Genomic DNA, 14781 nt, shown 5'->3' with positions numbered 1-14781 from the left:
AAAAAGACCCGCCTATGGCGGGTTTTTTCGTGTCCGGGAGTTCAAGTTTGCAGCGTCATGGTCGCTAGACGAAACAGGAAGAGTCCCAAGGTCCCGGCACCATGCTGCAAACCGTCATCCCCGACACCCATCCCACGACCACCCAGCTTGCGCGTCTGCAACTGCTCGACCGGCTGGAGCCCGAGGCCCTCGCCGCGCTGGCGGCCGTCACCCCCTTGCAACACGCTCCCCGGGGCAGTGTCCTGCTCGATCTGGGCGAGACCGACGACCACCTGCTGTACCTGCTCGAGGGCGAGATCGAGCTGCAAGCCGCGGACGGCGGCACCCGGCACATCCGCCACGACGAGCCTTCGGGACAAGTACCCATCGCCCGTCTGCGTCCCAGCCGCTATCGCGTGGTGGCGAAAACCCCGGTCACCTACGTGACGCTCCCTGCCGATGCGGTGGCGGCAGGACAGCCGCCAGAGACACCGCCCACCATCAGGTCCACGAAATCATCGAACCGGCACCTACTGGCGGCGACGAAGTGGAAGATCAGCTGACCTACCAGCTCTACGAAGACCTCAACAGCCAGCAACTGCTGCTGCCCAGCCTGCCCGATGTGGCAATCCGCGTGGGCCAGGCCGTGCAACACGAACTGGCCGATGCCGGTCGGGTGGCCCATGTGATCGAGAACGATCCCGCCATCACCGCCAAACTGATCCGCGTCGCCAACAGTGCCCGCTACGGGGGCACACAGCCGATTGCCACCCTGCCGGAAGCGATCGCCCGCATCGGACTGGAGACGACCCACCGGCTGGTAGTCTCCTTCGCCTTGCGTGAACTGTTTCGCTGCCATGCCCCCTCGCTGGCCCGGCGCATGCAGCAATGCTGGGGACGCGCCCGCCAGGTGGCGGCCGTCTGCCACGTCCTGGCCCAACGTTGTTCTGGCCTGAACCCTGAAATCGCCTTGCTGGTCGGCCTGGTACACAACCTCGGCGAGGTGGCGCTCCTCGCCTACGCGCGGGACTTCCCGGAACTGATCGAGGACGCCGTCCGCCTGGATGGCCTGCTCCGCCGGCTGGGGCCACGCCTCACCACCACCATCCTGTCGCGCTGGGAGTTTCAGTACACCCTGGTGGCCGCCACCGAGGCCCTGACCCAGGCAGACACCGAAACCGCCAGCGAATACGGCGACCTCCTGCTGATCGCGGTCAGCCGACTCGATTCGCCGGCTACCGATACACCCAGGGTGACGGCCGCCTGCGAGCGCCTGCAATTGCCGGACTGTTCGCCCGGCGCACTCGCCGGCTTGCTCGAAGAGGCACGACGCGAAGTGCTTGATCTGCTGGAACTGCTCGGTGACTGAGTCGGGAAAACGACAACTTTCAGAAAATTCCTACATGTAAATCCACTCTGCTCGAGAGGGCTTGTGGTTCAATAAGATTACGGAAAAACGTGATCCGTGATGACCATCGCGTTTTCCAGCGGGCCACGAGGAGTACAAGGACGCTCATGCCTGAACCAGGAATCCACCCCAGCCCCAGCGTGCTCGCCCATTTTCAGCGCTTCCAGGCCCTCAGCCCGGTCGAGCGTGAAGACTTGGCGCGACAACTCAGGATAAGCACGGCCAAGGCCGGCACCCGCCTGCTGGAACTCGGCAGCACCGAAAATACCACCCTGTACCTGCTGGAAGGAGAGGTTGAACTGCGCGCCAGCGATGGCCATACCCGGATCATCTCCGCCGACGACCCGGCGGCGCGCATGCCCATCAGCCGCCTGCGGCCATCGCTCTACCGGGTAACCGCTCGCACGCCGGTCAAGTACATCCGGGTGTCCAATCAGCTTCTCGAAGACCTGCTGCAATTCGAGCGTGCGTCCTCGATCATCGTGGACGAGAACTACCTGGTCGAGGAAAGCGAGACCCTCCTGAACAGCAGCTCGGAGACGCTCTTCATCAGTAGCATCCTGTCCGATCTGGAGGCCGATCGCCTGGCCATGGAGTCACCACCGGAAGTTGGCGCCATGATCGGACGCGCCATCCTGGACATGGAGAACGATCCGGAGCAGATCGCCCAGGCACTGATGGTGGAACCGGTACTCTCGGCCAAGCTGATCCGCGCCGCCAACCACGCGACAGGCAGGGACCGCATCGATCACGTCGGCCAGGCAGTGCGCCAACTCGGGTACGAGAGGACCATCTCGATCGTGTTCAGCTGCGTACTGCGCGAGACGCTGCGCTCCCGCACCCCCGCCATCCTGGCGGCCATGCGCAGCTGGTGGGAACGCAGCCTGCGCGTCTCGGCGATCGCCTATGTGCTGGCCCGTCTCGGTGAACGCCTGGATCCCGATGTGGCCGCCAGCGCCGGCCTGCTGCATCGCCTGGGGGTACCGGTGCTGCTCACCTATGTCAATCGCACCGACCGCAAGATCGACGCCCGGAGCCTGAAACAGGCCATCGACGAATACGCCAACGAGGTCACGCGGCTGATCGCCTCGATGTGGCCTCTCGGATTTCAGTTGCGCCATGCGCTGCACGATGCCCTGGATCCCATGCGCGATCACAACGGACCCGCGGATTATGCCGACGTGGTGATCGTCGCCGACCGCCATGCCGACATCGGCCAGGGCGCCCTGCTCCAGGGCCCTTCGCTGGACGAGATGCCCGCTGTGGCGCGGCTCGGCCTGCGCGACGCGCCGCCGGAGATCAGTCTGCGGATCATGGAAGCGGCCAACGGCGCACTGAATGGCGCCAACCATATTCTGGAAGGCTGAGCGGGAAGCTTGCCCGCCGGCCCTATTCGGGACGGATGTGCTCGATGTACCTGGCGACGTCTTCCAGGTCGAGACGCACCGCCGCTGCGTTCACCTTCAACAGGTGCTCGCTGCCGGCCAGCTTCAACGCGCAATGCGCCTGTCCATGACTCTCCAACGGCACCGGCAACATGTCACGGTAGGTGTAGATGTTCTCGCCCACATCTCCCCCGGCGCACTCGGCCGGCAGGGCATCGAGCACCGCGCTGTCCTCCAACTCGGCGCCCTCGAACACCAGCCAGCCATTCTGCCACCAGCGGGTACGCTCCACCGAGCCGGTCATGGTCTTGATGAGATAGGCCGGTTCGAAACGGATGGCCACGGTGTCACCCTCGATCTTCACCTGGCTGATCTTCGACCCAACCAGGTCGATACTGGTGCTGTCCATGGATTCCCCTCGTGATTGAGACAGAGATGCTGCGCGCATTATAGGGTCGCCGGCCGCGGTGATTCCGCTGCATTCCCCCGGGTTGGGGGCTCAGCTGGCGTCCTTCAGATCCTCTTCCAGACCCAACTCCTTGATCTTGCGCGTGAGGGTGTTGCGGCCCCAGCCCAGCAGGCGCGCCGCCTCCTGGCGCCGCCCCCCCGTCTGCTCCAGGGCGACGCGGATCATCACCGTTTCGAAGGCCGGCAGGGCCTCTTCGAGCAGATCGCGGCGACCGCTGGCCAGTTCGGCACGGGCCCAGGCACGCAAGGCGTCCTGCCAATCGCCGCCGCCAGGGGCCTGGGACGTGGCCTCGCGCAGTTCGGGCGGCAGATCGTCGGGGTGGATCTCGCGGCCCGAGGCCATCACCGTGAGCCAGCGCGCGGTGTTCTCGAGCTGGCGCACATTGCCCGGCCAGTCGAGCCTGCGCAACAGGGCCTCGGTCTCCGGCAGCAGGCGCTTGGCCTCGACATCGAGCTCACGTGCCGCCTGCTTGAGGAAGTGCCGCATCAGCAGGGGGATGTCCTCGCGTCGCTCGCGCAGGGCCGGGATGTGGATACGGATGACATTGAGACGGTGGAACAGGTCTTCACGAAAACGCCCCTCGGCGACCAGGCGCTCCAGGTCCTGGTGCGTGGCGGCGATGATGCGCACATCGACCTTCACCAGCTCGTGCCCACCCACGCGGTAGAACTCGCCATCGGCCAACACCCGCAGCAGGCGGGTCTGTAACTCGAAGGGCATATCGCCGATCTCGTCGAGGAACAGGGTGCCTCCATTCGCCTGCTCGAAACGCCCGGGGCGGCGTGCCTGCGCTCCTGTAAAGGCCCCCTTCTCGTGGCCGAACAGTTCGGACTCGAGCAGATCGTGCGGGATGGCAGCCATGTTCAGCGCAATGAAGGGGCCACTCGCGCGCGGGCTGTGATGGTGCAGTGCATGTGCCACCAGCTCCTTGCCGGTGCCCGACTCGCCATTGATGAGTACGGTGATATTGGAGCGCGCCAGGCGACCGATGGCGCGAAACACCTCCTGCATGGCCGGGGCCTCGCCGATGATCTCGGCGCCGCTCTCCTCGCTGCTGCTGGCATCGGCCAGGCGCTCTCGACGCAGGCGGCAGGCGCGCCTGACCTGATCGACCGCCTCGGTGACATCGAACGGCTTGGGCAGGTATTCGAAGGCACCGCTGTGGTAGGCGGACACGGCGCTGTCGAGATCGGAATGCGCGGTCATGATGATCACCGGAATCTCGGGGTGACGCGCCTGAATCTGTTCCAGCAGGGCGATGCCGTCCATGCCGGGCATGCGGATGTCGGAGAGAATGGCGTCGGGTTTCTCCCGCTCCAGGGCCTCGAGCACACCATCGGCGCGCTCGAAGCTGCGCACCGTCATACCGGCCTTCTGCAGGGCCTTCTCGAGTACCCAGCGGATGGAACGGTCGTCGTCGATAACCCAGACGGTGTTCGGGGTGTTCATCTCAAGCCTCCTGCGCATTGCGGTTGCCGGGCAAGGGCAGCAACAGGGTGAATACGGTCTCTCCCGGCCGGCTGCTGCATTCCACCAGCCCCCTGTGCTGGGTGATCAGTGACTGGGCAATGGACAGGCCCAGGCCCGTGCCGCTGCCGGAGGTGACCATCGGCAGGAACAGGGTGTCGGCAATGGCCTCGGGGATGCCCGGTCCGTTGTCACGGATCTCCACACGGGCCACCAGGCGGTGACGTACCGCGCCGATGGTGAAATTTCGTGCAATACGCGTCTTCAGACGAATACGCGGGCGCTCGACGCCTTGCAGCGCCTGTACGGCGTTGCGCACGATGTTGAGCACGGCCTGGATGAGCTGGTCGGCATCACCGATCAGCTCGGGGATGCTGGGATCGTAGTCACGCTCGATCACCAGCTCGCGGTCACCGGCCTCGGCCAGGACCAGGCTGCGTACCCGCTCGAGGACCTGGTGGATATTCACCGGCCGATACTCGGGTCGGCGGTTCGGTCCCAGCAGGGCATCGACCAGGGACTTCAGGCGGTCGGCCTCCTCGATGATGATGCGGGTGTACTCCTCGAGTCCCGGCTCGGGCAACTCGGCTGCCAGCAGCTGTGCTGCCCCGCGCAGGCCACCCAGGGGGTTCTTGATCTCGTGTGCCAGACCACGCAACAGGTCCCGGGTTGCCGCCTGCTGGGTGATGAGCTGGTTCTCGCGACGTATACGTAACTGCCGGTCCACCTGCTGCAGTTCCACAATGGTGCGCGGCGGTTCCTCGGGCGCGTGAGTAATGGTGCAATCCACGGTGATCAGCTCACGGTCGGCACGCACCAGGGTGGCGCCACGCTTGCCGATCACCTCGCCCTCACGCGCGCTGCCGACCAGATCGATGAGCGGTTGACCGTCGCAGCAGATATGGGGCTCCGGCCGCTGCCCGATCACGTGGCGTGCGCTCAGGCCCAGCATGGCCTCGGCCATCTGGTTCAGATACAGCACCCGGCCTTCCGAGTCGAAGACCAGGACTCCGGTGACCAGGTTGTCGAGAATGCGGGTCTCGGGACAGGGGACGGCGTTCATATGCAAAGAGAGAGCAAGTTTCGGGCCACCGTGGCCAGCACGGGCTGTGCTGCGATCCGGCCTGGCGTAACGAGGACATCCTGAACGGCTCATGACCCTGAATCCAGCGCCATCAGCCCCTGCAATGACGGTTCATGGAACGGCCGGGGCACGTCACCACGTCCGGCTCCGATTCTGACACTTTGCGAACGGACATGCACCAGAATGGTGCATGTCTCATGGGCGATAGTTGGGGGCAAAGGCGGGGTGGGTCGTGCCCGACGACGGCGGGATGGGTGTGGTGCTGGGTGCGTAATCCGGTTGCGATTGGGAAGAGTAGTCGGGTTTCTCGGGGCTGGGCTTGAACGGCTGTACGGGATTGGTCGGCTGAAAATCCGTCTTGCCGTTCGACGGAGGGACGTAACGTGGCTGGTAGGCACCTTCTGGCGGTGTCGTGGGAATGGTCGTCTCCTTCGCCTCGCGATGCAGGGTGAAGGGGATGGATCCGGTCGAATACAGCACGCGCCCCGCCGCGTCCACGATGCGAGCCCCCAGGCTGTGGGTGCCTGGAGAGACCCCTGTGAGGGTGGAGCCCAGGGTCGCCACCGGAACCTTGCCCTCGTTACTGCGTACCGTGCCACCGGCGGCCGGCTGCTCGATGCGCATCTCGGTATACCGCGACATTGGTCGTGCCATTATCGGCCGGCGGCTCGGCGCCGACAGGGGGCGGTGCGTAACGGGAGACCTCCGGCAACCTGACCGGATGCTTGCATTCGGCTGCCGGCACATCGGAATAGGCGACCCCACCCTTGGCGTCCACCGACTTGCAGATCACCGCCTGCGCGGACCACGGCAGGAGGAGCAGCAACAGGAGGGAATACCTGGACATGCTCCGAGCATAGAGCAGTCCCCGCCCACTGCCAAGCGGCAGACCGTTTGTCCCCGGAGACGGCGGGCATTCGGCCCGGGGACGGGCCTCCTGCACATGGGAGCGGCGCCTCCGTCGCGAACGATGACACCACCACACCACGAAAAAGGCCCGCAGCCTGACGGCTGCGGGCCTGCTACGACCCGTGTACGGGTGCCTGGCTTACAGGCTGTAGTACAGATCGAACTCGATCGGGTGGGTGGTCATGCGCAGTTGCGTGACCTCCTCCATCTTCAGCTCGATGTAGCCGTCGATCAGGTCGTCGGTGAACACACCACCGGCCTTCAGGAAGTCACGGTCGGCGTCCAGGGCCTCCAGGGCCTGATCCAGGCTGTGGCACACGGTCGGGATGGCTGCTGCCTCTTCCGGCGGCAGGTCGTAGAGATCCTTGTCGGCGGCGTCGCCCGGGTGGATCTTGTTCTGGATACCGTCCAGACCGGCCATCATCATGGCCGAGAAGGCCAGGTAGGGGTTGGCGGTCGGGTCGGGAAAGCGCACCTCGATGCGGCGTGCCTTGGGGCTGGCGACCCAGGGAATACGAATGGAGGCGGAGCGGTTACGGGCCGAGTAGGCCAGCATCACCGGGGCCTCGAAGCCAGGCACCAGGCGCTTGTAGGAGTTGGTCGAGGCGTTGGTGAACGCATTCAGCGCACGGGCGTGCTTGATGATACCGCCGATGTAGTACAGCGCGGTCTCGCTCAGGCCGCCGTACTGGTCACCGGCGAAGATGTTCTCGCCGTCCTTTGCCAGCGACTGGTGGACGTGCATGCCGGAGCCGTTGTCGCCCACGATGGGCTTGGGCATGAAGGTCGCGGTCTTGCCGTAGGCATGGGCGACGTTGTGCACGCAGTACTTGAGGATCTGATTCCAGTCAGCGCGCTTGACCAGGGTGTTGAACTGGGTGCCGATCTCGCATTGACCGGCGGTGGCCACCTCGTGGTGGTGCACCTCGACGGTCACGCCCATCTCCTCGAGGGCGTCACACATGGCCGAACGCAGGTCGTGCAGGGAATCGACCGGCGGCACCGGGAAGTAGCCACCCTTGACACCCGGACGGTGACCGATGTTGCCGTCCTCGTAGACCTTCTCCGAGTTCCACTCGGCCTCTTCGGAATCGATCTGCACCATGGAGCCGGCCATGGTCACGCTCCAGCGCACGTCGTCGAGCACGAAGAACTCCGGCTCGGGACCGAAGTAGGCGGTGTCGGCAATGCCGGTGGACTTCAGGTAGGCTTCGGCGCGCTTGGCCACCGAGCGCGGATCCCGCTCGTAGCCTTCCATGGTGGAGGGCTCGAGGATGTCGCAGCGCAGGATCATGGTGGACTCGTCGGTGAACGGGTCCATCACGGCAGTATCCGCATCCGGCATCAGGATCATGTCGGACTCATTGATACCCTTCCAGCCGGCGATGGAGGAACCGTCGAACATCTTGCCATCCTCGAACAGGTCCTCGTCAATGGTGGAAGCAGGCACGGTGACGTGCTGCTCCTTGCCGCGGGTATCGGTGAAACGGAAATCGACGTACTTGACGTCATTGTCCTTGATCATCTTCAGGACGTTTTTTGCGGCCATCTCGATCTCTCCAAGAAGGTTAGGGGAAGGCTGTCTTCAGGCAGCCTGTTCAAAATTCCGGTCCTGATCGGTGCAAGACCGACAGGGTGTTCAGTATAAAGGCAAACAATATGCCACCAGACGGATGCTTTGCGGCAACAACCCCTGCAGCCGGTCATCGTTGCCGATATGGCTGCGAACTATAGAGGATCCGGCACGAAATGGCATGCCCATGGCAGGGCATTTTCGTCGCCTCCGCGCCCGACCTCGGCGATAGTCGCACCGTTATGGTGCCAATGCGACAGGAACGCGCTATTCTGGTGCATCCAGGCGGTACTTGACATGCACATCCCCGAAACGGGGATCGACTTCGAGAGCCTGTTGCAGGTACTCACGCAGCGCCACCGCCTCGTCCCGGTCACAACGAGCGAGGGGCAGCTCGAGGTCCACGTCTATCCGGCCCGACAGATAGTGCAACACGATGTCATGTCCCTCGGGCAGATCGGGCCAGTAGCCTCGCAGCAGGCGCAACGCTTCGCTGCGCAGGGGCAGATTACAGCAGGGCGGGCCGACCTCGTCGTTTTCCGGGTCGATGTGCACGGTCACGTCGTTGATCGCCTCGACGGCCTCCTTCAGGCGCTCTTCCACGGCGATGCTGATCATGTGCCCCTCGGATACCGAGAGCCGGGGATCCACCTGCACGTGCACATCCGCCGCGGCCTGGTGCCCTTGCCGGCGGGTGCGCAGCATGTGGATGGAGCGTACCCCGTCCACCGAGCAGATCGCGACTTCGGCCGCACGCACCTGTTCGGGGTCCAGCGCGGCGTCCACCAGCTCCTGCATGGCCTCCCAGCCCAGGTCCCAGCCGATCTTGGCCACCATGGCGCCGACCACCACCGCGGCCACCGCGTCCAGGTAGGGCCAGCCGGCCATTGCGCCGAGGATACCGAGCAGCACCACGATCGAGGAGATCGCATCGCTGCGGTGATGCCATGCGTTGGCCGCCAGCATCCTGGAGTTCACCCGGCGCGCGGTGAGGATGGTGTACCAGTACAACGCCTCCTTCGCGAGTATGGAGATCGCCGCCGCCCACACCGCCGCCAGTGCACCAGGCGAGGGATAGTCGCCCTTGGAGACGCGTTGCACCGCGTCCCAGACGATCCCCAGGGCCACCAGGCCGAGCAGGATCCCCAGGCCCAGGGTGGCCGCCGTCTCGAAGCGGCCATGACCGTAAGGGTGTTCCTCGTCGGGTTCCTGTGCGGCATGGTGCGCCGCGAACCAGACCAGGGCATCGGACACCAGATCGGACAGTGAATGGATGCCGTCGGCGACCAGGGCCGCGGATCCCGCCAGCCAGCCGGCCACCAGCTTGAGCACGGAGAGCAGCAGGTTGATCACCGCACCAACCAGGGTGACCCGCTGGCTGGCCCGGGTGCGCTCCTCGAGCATGGGTGTGGTCACACCGTTCATGCCGGGTCGCCCCCTACACGCAGCACCACCACGTATTCACCGTCGTTCTCGCGGGTCTCGAGCACCTGGTGGCCGTTGAGCCGGCACCAGGCCGGAATGTCGCTGAGCGCACCGGAGTCGGTGCACACCGCCTCGAGCTCGTCGCCGGGGGCAAGCTGCGCCACCCGATCCTGCACCCGGATCACGGGCAGGGGACAGAGTAGGCGGTGGCAATCGAGGACATGGCGTTGGGACATGGCGCAGGACCGGGTGCTGGGACTGCGCGCATTATAGCCGGCCGATCGCGCCCCGCATGCGCGGGGCATCGGTAGTTCAGGGATGGAATTGCGGCCCTCGCGGCCAGGAGGCCCCCTTCGCCAGCAGGCGGTTGCCCGGCAGGAACTGGCGATAGCGTACAGCCCGTCCCTTCCTGGGAACCACCTTGTAATAGACGCCACCCACGCGCTCGATGGGACGGCAACGCTCGCGGGTGAATTTCAGGCAGATGCGTCCGTCCGGCAACACGCGCCAGCTGCCGGCGCGATACGACCAGAAGCGTTGTTGCAGCACCCGGCCGTCGGGGTGGTAATAGGTGAAGGAAGTGAGCTGGTTGTTGCGGTTGTAGGACTCCACGGTGTGGTCCGCGAACAAGGCACGCACTGCACTGGCATCCAGACGTTGCGGCGACGAGGGCAACGACGGCACCGAACTCATGCAACCGGCGAGCAGCGCGGCGGCGATCCAGGGCAACACGCGTTTCATTGGGCGGTACCTCCGTGTTGTGCAGCAAGCAGCGATCGCAGATCGGCGTAGCGGTACTTGCCCGGCGGGATCAATGCGACCAGACGGCGTTCGCGCACCGTGCCCTTGGCGGGGCGACGCCGCACTTGATCGACAATCAGGCGCAGGCGCGGGCTGTAGGCCAGTTCGCGGATCTCTTTCACCTGCCGGGTCCAGAGCTTGTGGTGCACGGTATAGCGCTCGCAGCGAAATCGCCTTACCGGTTCGTCGCGACCCAGTACGCGGACACGGTCAGGTCCCAGGGCTGTGCACTGGTAGTTGCGGGACGAGGTCACGCCCTTCGCATTCACCCGTTGCGTGCGGAAGTCCACCGTGGTGCCCGGAGCTGCCTCGAGCAGGCCGGCCGGATTGCCCTGGTCGAGGATCTCGCGGTATTGCAGGCGACCATCCAGCCCGATGCGCTGACGCGGCGGCAGCACCGGATTGGCGGGATAGGTGATGCGGCGCAGGCGATGGTCCTGCCAGACCGTGGCTTTCTGCCTGGTTTCCAGCAGCTTGACCACCCGGCCATCGGAATACACCGCGATGGTGCCTGGTGCCGGTGCCCCCCAGGCCGGGGCACCGGCGACTGCCAGGCACCCGAGCCAACCCATCGTCCAAAGGAAATTTCGATTCATGTCGTGTCCTCGCCAGTCGGAGAATCATAGAAGTCGTCGAACACCAGCCGGCCGATGCCGCCGATCCGATCCGCCTCCACGAAGGCATGGGTGACGCCCGGCAACAATTGCAGGCGGATTTCTGTGCGGATGCCGAGGCGGAGGCCGGCTTGACGCATGGCCCTCACCCAGTTGACGGCACGGGCGACGCGGTGACCGCCCTGCATCCGATCGATGCGCTCACTGGTATTCAATGCCGAATCGCGCTCGCGGTCCCGGTCGCCGACCCAGACCAGTATGGGGGTACGCAGCAGTCCCGCGAGATCGAATCGCTCGCCCGGCATGGCGGCGGTGGCGCCCGTCCCCCTGGGGTAGGGGACCCGCGGATCGGGCCAGGTGTACCAGCCGGCTGCTCCCAGGCCGATGCGCCGCACGCGCTGTGGGTGCAGGAGGGCAAAACGGTGCGCGAACTGGGCACCGCCCGAATATCCCAGGAGATCGAAGCGCTCGTCACGCAACGCCAGGTAGGCCCGGGCCTGCTCGATGGCCTTCAGCAAGGCGAGATCCGCCCGCGGCCCCCGCCCCTTTCGTCCGAGACGCTGGTAGTCGGAATAATCCCGTTGCGAGAACAGCGGGAGCAGCAGGCCGCGCGGGGCCTCGTCCCCCGGCGGACGGTGGACCAGGCAGGGCAGGGGCGGTTGCGTATCGGCAATGTACTGGAAGGTCGTGCCACTGCATTCTCCAGAAACCTCCTGGGGGGGTCGACAATGAATGATGCCGTTCATTTCCGGTCCCTCCTGCGACGCTGCCCCGAACCTTCATGGGTCTCGCGCCATGGACGGGGTCCACTGAACAGCTGACGGGTCGGGCCATCGCCCTGCAGGAGTTCGTCCGGACAACCACGTGCCACCAAGCGCCCGTCCTGCAGGTGCTAGACGATATCCGCCTGGCGGACGGCATCGCGTCGGTGCGTCGCCATGATCACCGTACCCGGGAAATCCGCCAGCACCTGATTGAATGCCTTGACCGCGACCAGATCCAGATGGGCATCGGCCTCGTCGAGCAGCAGGATACATGGTCGCCTCAGCAAGGCCCGCGCCAGGGCCACGCGGGCACGTTGGCCCTGCGAGAGATTGACGCCACCTTCCTGCAGACGCACATCCAGGCCCTCGGGCAGGCGTCGAACCAGTTCGTCGATACCGCAACAGCGAATGACCGCCTGCAGGGCAGGGCGTCCTCGGACACCTGCCTCGTCCCGTACAACAGGTTTTCACGCAAGGTGGCCCGCAACAGGGGGACATCGTTACCGACATAGGCCACAAGACCGTGCAGCTGTTCCAGCGGCAGATCGCGGATCGACACCCCGTCGATACGGATGTCGCCCCCGTCGGCCTCGCGCAGGCGCACGATGGCATGCAGCAGGGAGGTCTTTCCCGCCCCATTGGGACCCACCAGAGCGACCCGCCGTCCGACCTCGACACTGGCGCTGAAGGAGGTCAGGCTGCCCTCGAGAGAGAGCTCGTCGAACACCAGGGTCCCGGAAAACGCGCTGTCCCGGTAGGCAACCTCGGCGAGTTGCAGCGGGCGGATGCGGCACATCAGTCGCTGGATGTTCGCCAGCGCCACCCGGTTGGCCAACCAGTACTCGTGCACCCGGCTGATATCACGCAGGGGCGTGGAGAGAAAACCGATGAGGGCGAACACGGCGACGAAGGTGCCGGCGCTCGCCTGCCCCTCCGAGACGAGAAGGGCCGTCACCAGCAACCCGGCGGCAAACGCGAGCCCGGCGCCGATCTCGGTGATCGCCCGCAGGCTGCCGATGGCAGCGGCCTTCTCGCCAGCCGCCTGGATCACCCGACGGTTCTGCCGCGCCAACCGGCGACGTTCACGTTCTGCCTGCCCAAACAACTGGATGGTGGAGACTGCGGCGATCTTCTCGGTCATGTTGGCAGCCAGGTAGCCCTGACGACGCCTTACCTCAGCGATCGCCTGGCGCAAGGTGACACCCTGGCGCCACAAGGCGGCAGTAGTCAAAACGAGACTGCCGCCGACCGTCAGCATGAACAGGGGATGCAGCCACCACAGGGCCACCATCACCAGGGAAATCACGATCGCAGCGACACCCAGGCGCGCAAGCCCCAGGCTGACCCACTGGCGCACCGCATTCAGGTCGCTCACAAAGCGGATCAGCAATTGACCACGGCGCTGCGCGACGATGCTCGCGTGTTGACTGCGTAACAATCGGGCAAACAGGCGCTTGCGCAGATCGCGCACATAGAGCTGGCCGAGCAGTTCGGCGTCGATGCGTTCGCGCCGACGCAACAGCGCGATCAAGACCGACAGCAACAGCAGGCGGGCGGCGTATTCCAGGGCCGACCGGTAATCCCCAGCCGGTGCCAGCACCTGCCCATCGAACATGGCTTGCGCCTGCCAGGCCAGAGCCGTGGCCAGCAGGGCCTGGAGCAGACCATTGCCGAACAACGCCAACAGGTGACGCCGGCGGCGCCCCTTATAGAGGACCGGTAGCCTCATGTCCCTGCAATTCGGACCTCAGCAGGTCGAGCAGTCCCCCGGCCACCTGCGGGTCGGAGAGCTCTGTCTTCAGCAGTACCGGCACCTCGAGCACAGGCACCACTTCCTGAACCGCCAGCGGCGAGGCGGTGAAGCTGCCGGTCACCGCCAGCAGCGGCAGTTTTTTATCCTGCAGGCGTTGCGCACCCGCTACCGCTCCCATGGCATCGCTGGCGGCGAATACCACACCGTCGACCCGTTCCCGGAAGCGGGGGTTTTCCACGAGCTGGCGGGTCTCCGGTTGCAGCAGGCCATCGGCCACTTCCAGCAGGATGACATCCGGAACGGCCGTCACCGCATGGCTGACCAGGCCCTCCAGGATGGCCTCGATCTCCTGTCCGTTCAGACCATGCGTCGTCGCGTAGCCCATGTCGGTGAAATCACTGACCAGCACCGCGCCGGCATCACGCATCATCCAGTAGTCTCCACCAGCCCCGGTCCCGGTGACCTTGCAGGCCTCCGCGCGCAGACCCGCCCGTCGCAGCCCCAGAACCAGGCGTGACAGGGCGGTGGTCTTGCCGGCATTCATGGAGGTGCCGAGTACCGCGATCACTGGCGGATACGACGGCGCGGGTGTCGCCGTACGCAGCCCATAGCGCCGCAGGTTGAGCACCTTGCCTCGGGCATCCAGCAACACCCCCAACGGGCGAATACGCGTGGCCTCCGAGGTATTGCGGTGCTGCGAGACCACCTGGGCGGCGATGCCGCCAGCGGCTACCAGGTCACATTCACCGAGATCGGAAGGCACCACGACCTCGAATTGATCGGGTGCATAACGGTTGCCATAGGCCAGCAGAATCTCGTCGCCGGCAAACAGGTGCGCTCGCCGTCCATCCGGTTGTTCGATGCGCTTGTGGTGGCCGACATGGACCACTTGCGCCAACACCAGATCGCCTGCACGAGGACGATAGTTCCTGCTCGACAGGCCATGCGCCGACGCCGGATCAAAACGACGTGTGGAAAAACCGCGCTTGGCCCGAAGCAGGCGTTCCTGATCCAGCAGTTGCTGCTTCCGCCCGCTGTTGGCTCCGGGATTGATGACTTCCACCGACATGTTTTTTCTCCAGTACCTGGTCGTTCATTATATATGTGATATTTTCCCACGTAATGGAAGAAAAGAGACCCAGGTCACGTT

At 65.1% G+C, this 14781-nt stretch carries 17 protein-coding genes; 3 read left to right on the top strand and 14 right to left on the bottom strand.

All coding sequences use genetic code 11. The features are described from left to right. Window positions 1-101: 101 nt before the first annotated feature. The 3 genes from EBS_RS00145 (at window position 102) to EBS_RS00135 (ending at window position 2754) form a co-directional block, all read left to right on the top strand. Entirely contained in the window at window positions 102-542 is a 441-nt protein-coding gene (locus EBS_RS00145; protein ID WP_043106747.1) for a cyclic nucleotide-binding domain-containing protein, read from the top strand. Further along, window positions 527-1348 (top strand): HDOD domain-containing protein, encoded by an 822-nt coding sequence (locus EBS_RS00140; RefSeq protein ID WP_043106746.1) that lies wholly within the window; start codon window positions 527-529, stop codon window positions 1346-1348. The genes EBS_RS00145 and EBS_RS00140 overlap by 16 nt, the downstream gene beginning before the upstream one ends. A gap of 146 nt (window positions 1349-1494) precedes the next feature. Beyond that, window positions 1495-2754, top strand: a complete 1260-nt coding sequence (locus tag EBS_RS00135) for an HDOD domain-containing protein (RefSeq protein ID WP_081999732.1) — start codon at window positions 1495-1497, stop codon at window positions 2752-2754. Window positions 2755-2776: 22 nt separating this feature from the next. Here EBS_RS00135 and EBS_RS00130 read toward each other — a convergent pair whose 3' ends face one another. From EBS_RS00130 to EBS_RS00070, 14 genes are all read right to left on the bottom strand, one after another. Further along, window positions 2777-3181 carry a hypothetical protein gene (locus EBS_RS00130; RefSeq protein WP_171816151.1) on the bottom strand — a complete coding sequence of 135 codons (405 nt, stop codon included), beginning with the start codon at window positions 3179-3181 and terminating at the stop codon, window positions 2777-2779. A gap of 90 nt (window positions 3182-3271) precedes the next feature. Next, the gene (gene ntrC, locus EBS_RS00125) at window positions 3272-4690 is read right to left on the bottom strand and encodes a nitrogen regulation protein NR(I) (RefSeq protein WP_043106742.1); all 1419 of its coding nucleotides are present in this window, start codon (window positions 4688-4690) and stop codon (window positions 3272-3274) included. A gap of 1 nt (window position 4691) precedes the next feature. After that, the gene (glnL, locus tag EBS_RS00120) at window positions 4692-5771 is read right to left on the bottom strand and encodes a nitrogen regulation protein NR(II) (protein WP_043106741.1); all 1080 of its coding nucleotides are present in this window, start codon (window positions 5769-5771) and stop codon (window positions 4692-4694) included. Between the two features lie 216 nt (window positions 5772-5987). Further along, entirely contained in the window at window positions 5988-6434 is a 447-nt protein-coding gene (locus tag EBS_RS13785) for a hypothetical protein (RefSeq protein ID WP_043106740.1), read from the bottom strand. After that, a complete protein-coding gene (locus EBS_RS14910; protein WP_081999731.1) occupies window positions 6373-6639 on the bottom strand; it encodes a DUF4124 domain-containing protein in 267 nt (88 codons plus the stop codon). The genes EBS_RS13785 and EBS_RS14910 overlap by 62 nt, the downstream gene beginning before the upstream one ends. A gap of 201 nt (window positions 6640-6840) precedes the next feature. After that, window positions 6841-8250, bottom strand: a complete 1410-nt coding sequence (glnA, locus tag EBS_RS00110) for a glutamate--ammonia ligase (protein WP_043106739.1) — start codon at window positions 8248-8250, stop codon at window positions 6841-6843. A 291-nt stretch (window positions 8251-8541) separates the two neighbouring features. Further along, window positions 8542-9699 (bottom strand): cation diffusion facilitator family transporter, encoded by a 1158-nt coding sequence (locus EBS_RS00105; protein ID WP_043106738.1) that lies wholly within the window; start codon window positions 9697-9699, stop codon window positions 8542-8544. Continuing rightward, window positions 9696-9935, bottom strand: coding sequence for a sulfurtransferase TusA family protein (locus EBS_RS00100; RefSeq protein ID WP_043106737.1), 240 nt, complete (start codon window positions 9933-9935; stop codon window positions 9696-9698). The genes EBS_RS00105 and EBS_RS00100 overlap by 4 nt, the downstream gene beginning before the upstream one ends. Window positions 9936-10011: 76 nt before the next feature. Further along, window positions 10012-10440 (bottom strand): hypothetical protein, encoded by a 429-nt coding sequence (locus EBS_RS00095; protein ID WP_043106736.1) that lies wholly within the window; start codon window positions 10438-10440, stop codon window positions 10012-10014. Then, entirely contained in the window at window positions 10437-11072 is a 636-nt protein-coding gene (locus EBS_RS00090) for a hypothetical protein (protein WP_043106735.1), read from the bottom strand. Before EBS_RS00090 ends, EBS_RS00095 begins: the two co-directional genes overlap by 4 nt. 20 nt (window positions 11073-11092) lie before the next feature. Beyond that, window positions 11093-11860, bottom strand: a complete 768-nt coding sequence (locus tag EBS_RS12590) for an alpha/beta fold hydrolase (RefSeq protein WP_052199148.1) — start codon at window positions 11858-11860, stop codon at window positions 11093-11095. Window positions 11861-12006: 146 nt separating this feature from the next. Further along, window positions 12007-12234, bottom strand: coding sequence for an ATP-binding cassette domain-containing protein (locus tag EBS_RS14710; protein WP_171816149.1), 228 nt, complete (start codon window positions 12232-12234; stop codon window positions 12007-12009). Continuing rightward, on the bottom strand, window positions 12159-13607 hold the full coding sequence (locus tag EBS_RS13235) for an ABC transporter transmembrane domain-containing protein (protein ID WP_081999729.1): 1449 nt from the start codon (window positions 13605-13607) through the stop codon (window positions 12159-12161). Before EBS_RS13235 ends, EBS_RS14710 begins: the two co-directional genes overlap by 76 nt. After that, window positions 13585-14700: a P-loop NTPase family protein gene (locus tag EBS_RS00070; RefSeq protein WP_070104694.1), complete on the bottom strand. Its 1116-nt coding sequence runs from the start codon at window positions 14698-14700 to the stop codon at window positions 13585-13587. The genes EBS_RS13235 and EBS_RS00070 overlap by 23 nt, the downstream gene beginning before the upstream one ends. Window positions 14701-14781 lie beyond the last annotated feature (81 nt).

The organism is endosymbiont of unidentified scaly snail isolate Monju (assembly GCF_000801295.1).
GTDB lineage: Bacteria > Pseudomonadota > Gammaproteobacteria > Chromatiales > Chromatiaceae > MONJU.
Note: the sequence above shows the minus strand (reverse complement) of the source record. Positions and strands in the feature narration are given on the sequence as shown.

Bases quoted from the DNA above. Each gene is read 5' to 3' on its own strand.
- EBS_RS00090 (WP_043106735.1), bottom strand. From the start codon at position 11,072: ATGGGTTGGCTCGGGTGCCTGGCAGTCGCCGGTGCCCCGGCCTGGGGG.
- EBS_RS14910 (WP_081999731.1), bottom strand. From the start codon at position 6,639: ATGTCCAGGTATTCCCTCCTGTTGCTGCTCCTCCTGCCGTGGTCCGCG.
- ntrC (WP_043106742.1), bottom strand. From the start codon at position 4,690: ATGAACACCCCGAACACCGTCTGGGTTATCGACGACGACCGTTCCATC.
- EBS_RS00100 (WP_043106737.1), bottom strand. From the start codon at position 9,935: ATGTCCCAACGCCATGTCCTCGATTGCCACCGCCTACTCTGTCCCCTG.
- EBS_RS00095 (WP_043106736.1), bottom strand. From the start codon at position 10,440: ATGAAACGCGTGTTGCCCTGGATCGCCGCCGCGCTGCTCGCCGGTTGC.
- EBS_RS00145 (WP_043106747.1), top strand. From the start codon at position 102: ATGCTGCAAACCGTCATCCCCGACACCCATCCCACGACCACCCAGCTT.
- glnL (WP_043106741.1), bottom strand. From the start codon at position 5,771: ATGAACGCCGTCCCCTGTCCCGAGACCCGCATTCTCGACAACCTGGTC.
- EBS_RS13785 (WP_043106740.1), bottom strand. From the start codon at position 6,434: ATGTCGCGGTATACCGAGATGCGCATCGAGCAGCCGGCCGCCGGTGGC.
- EBS_RS00135 (WP_081999732.1), top strand. From the start codon at position 1,495: ATGCCTGAACCAGGAATCCACCCCAGCCCCAGCGTGCTCGCCCATTTT.
- EBS_RS13235 (WP_081999729.1), bottom strand. From the start codon at position 13,607: ATGAGGCTACCGGTCCTCTATAAGGGGCGCCGCCGGCGTCACCTGTTG.
- EBS_RS00070 (WP_070104694.1), bottom strand. From the start codon at position 14,700: ATGTCGGTGGAAGTCATCAATCCCGGAGCCAACAGCGGGCGGAAGCAG.
- EBS_RS12590 (WP_052199148.1), bottom strand. From the start codon at position 11,860: ATGAACGGCATCATTCATTGTCGACCCCCCCAGGAGGTTTCTGGAGAA.
- EBS_RS00130 (WP_171816151.1), bottom strand. From the start codon at position 3,181: ATGGACAGCACCAGTATCGACCTGGTTGGGTCGAAGATCAGCCAGGTG.
- EBS_RS00105 (WP_043106738.1), bottom strand. From the start codon at position 9,699: ATGAACGGTGTGACCACACCCATGCTCGAGGAGCGCACCCGGGCCAGC.
- glnA (WP_043106739.1), bottom strand. From the start codon at position 8,250: ATGGCCGCAAAAAACGTCCTGAAGATGATCAAGGACAATGACGTCAAG.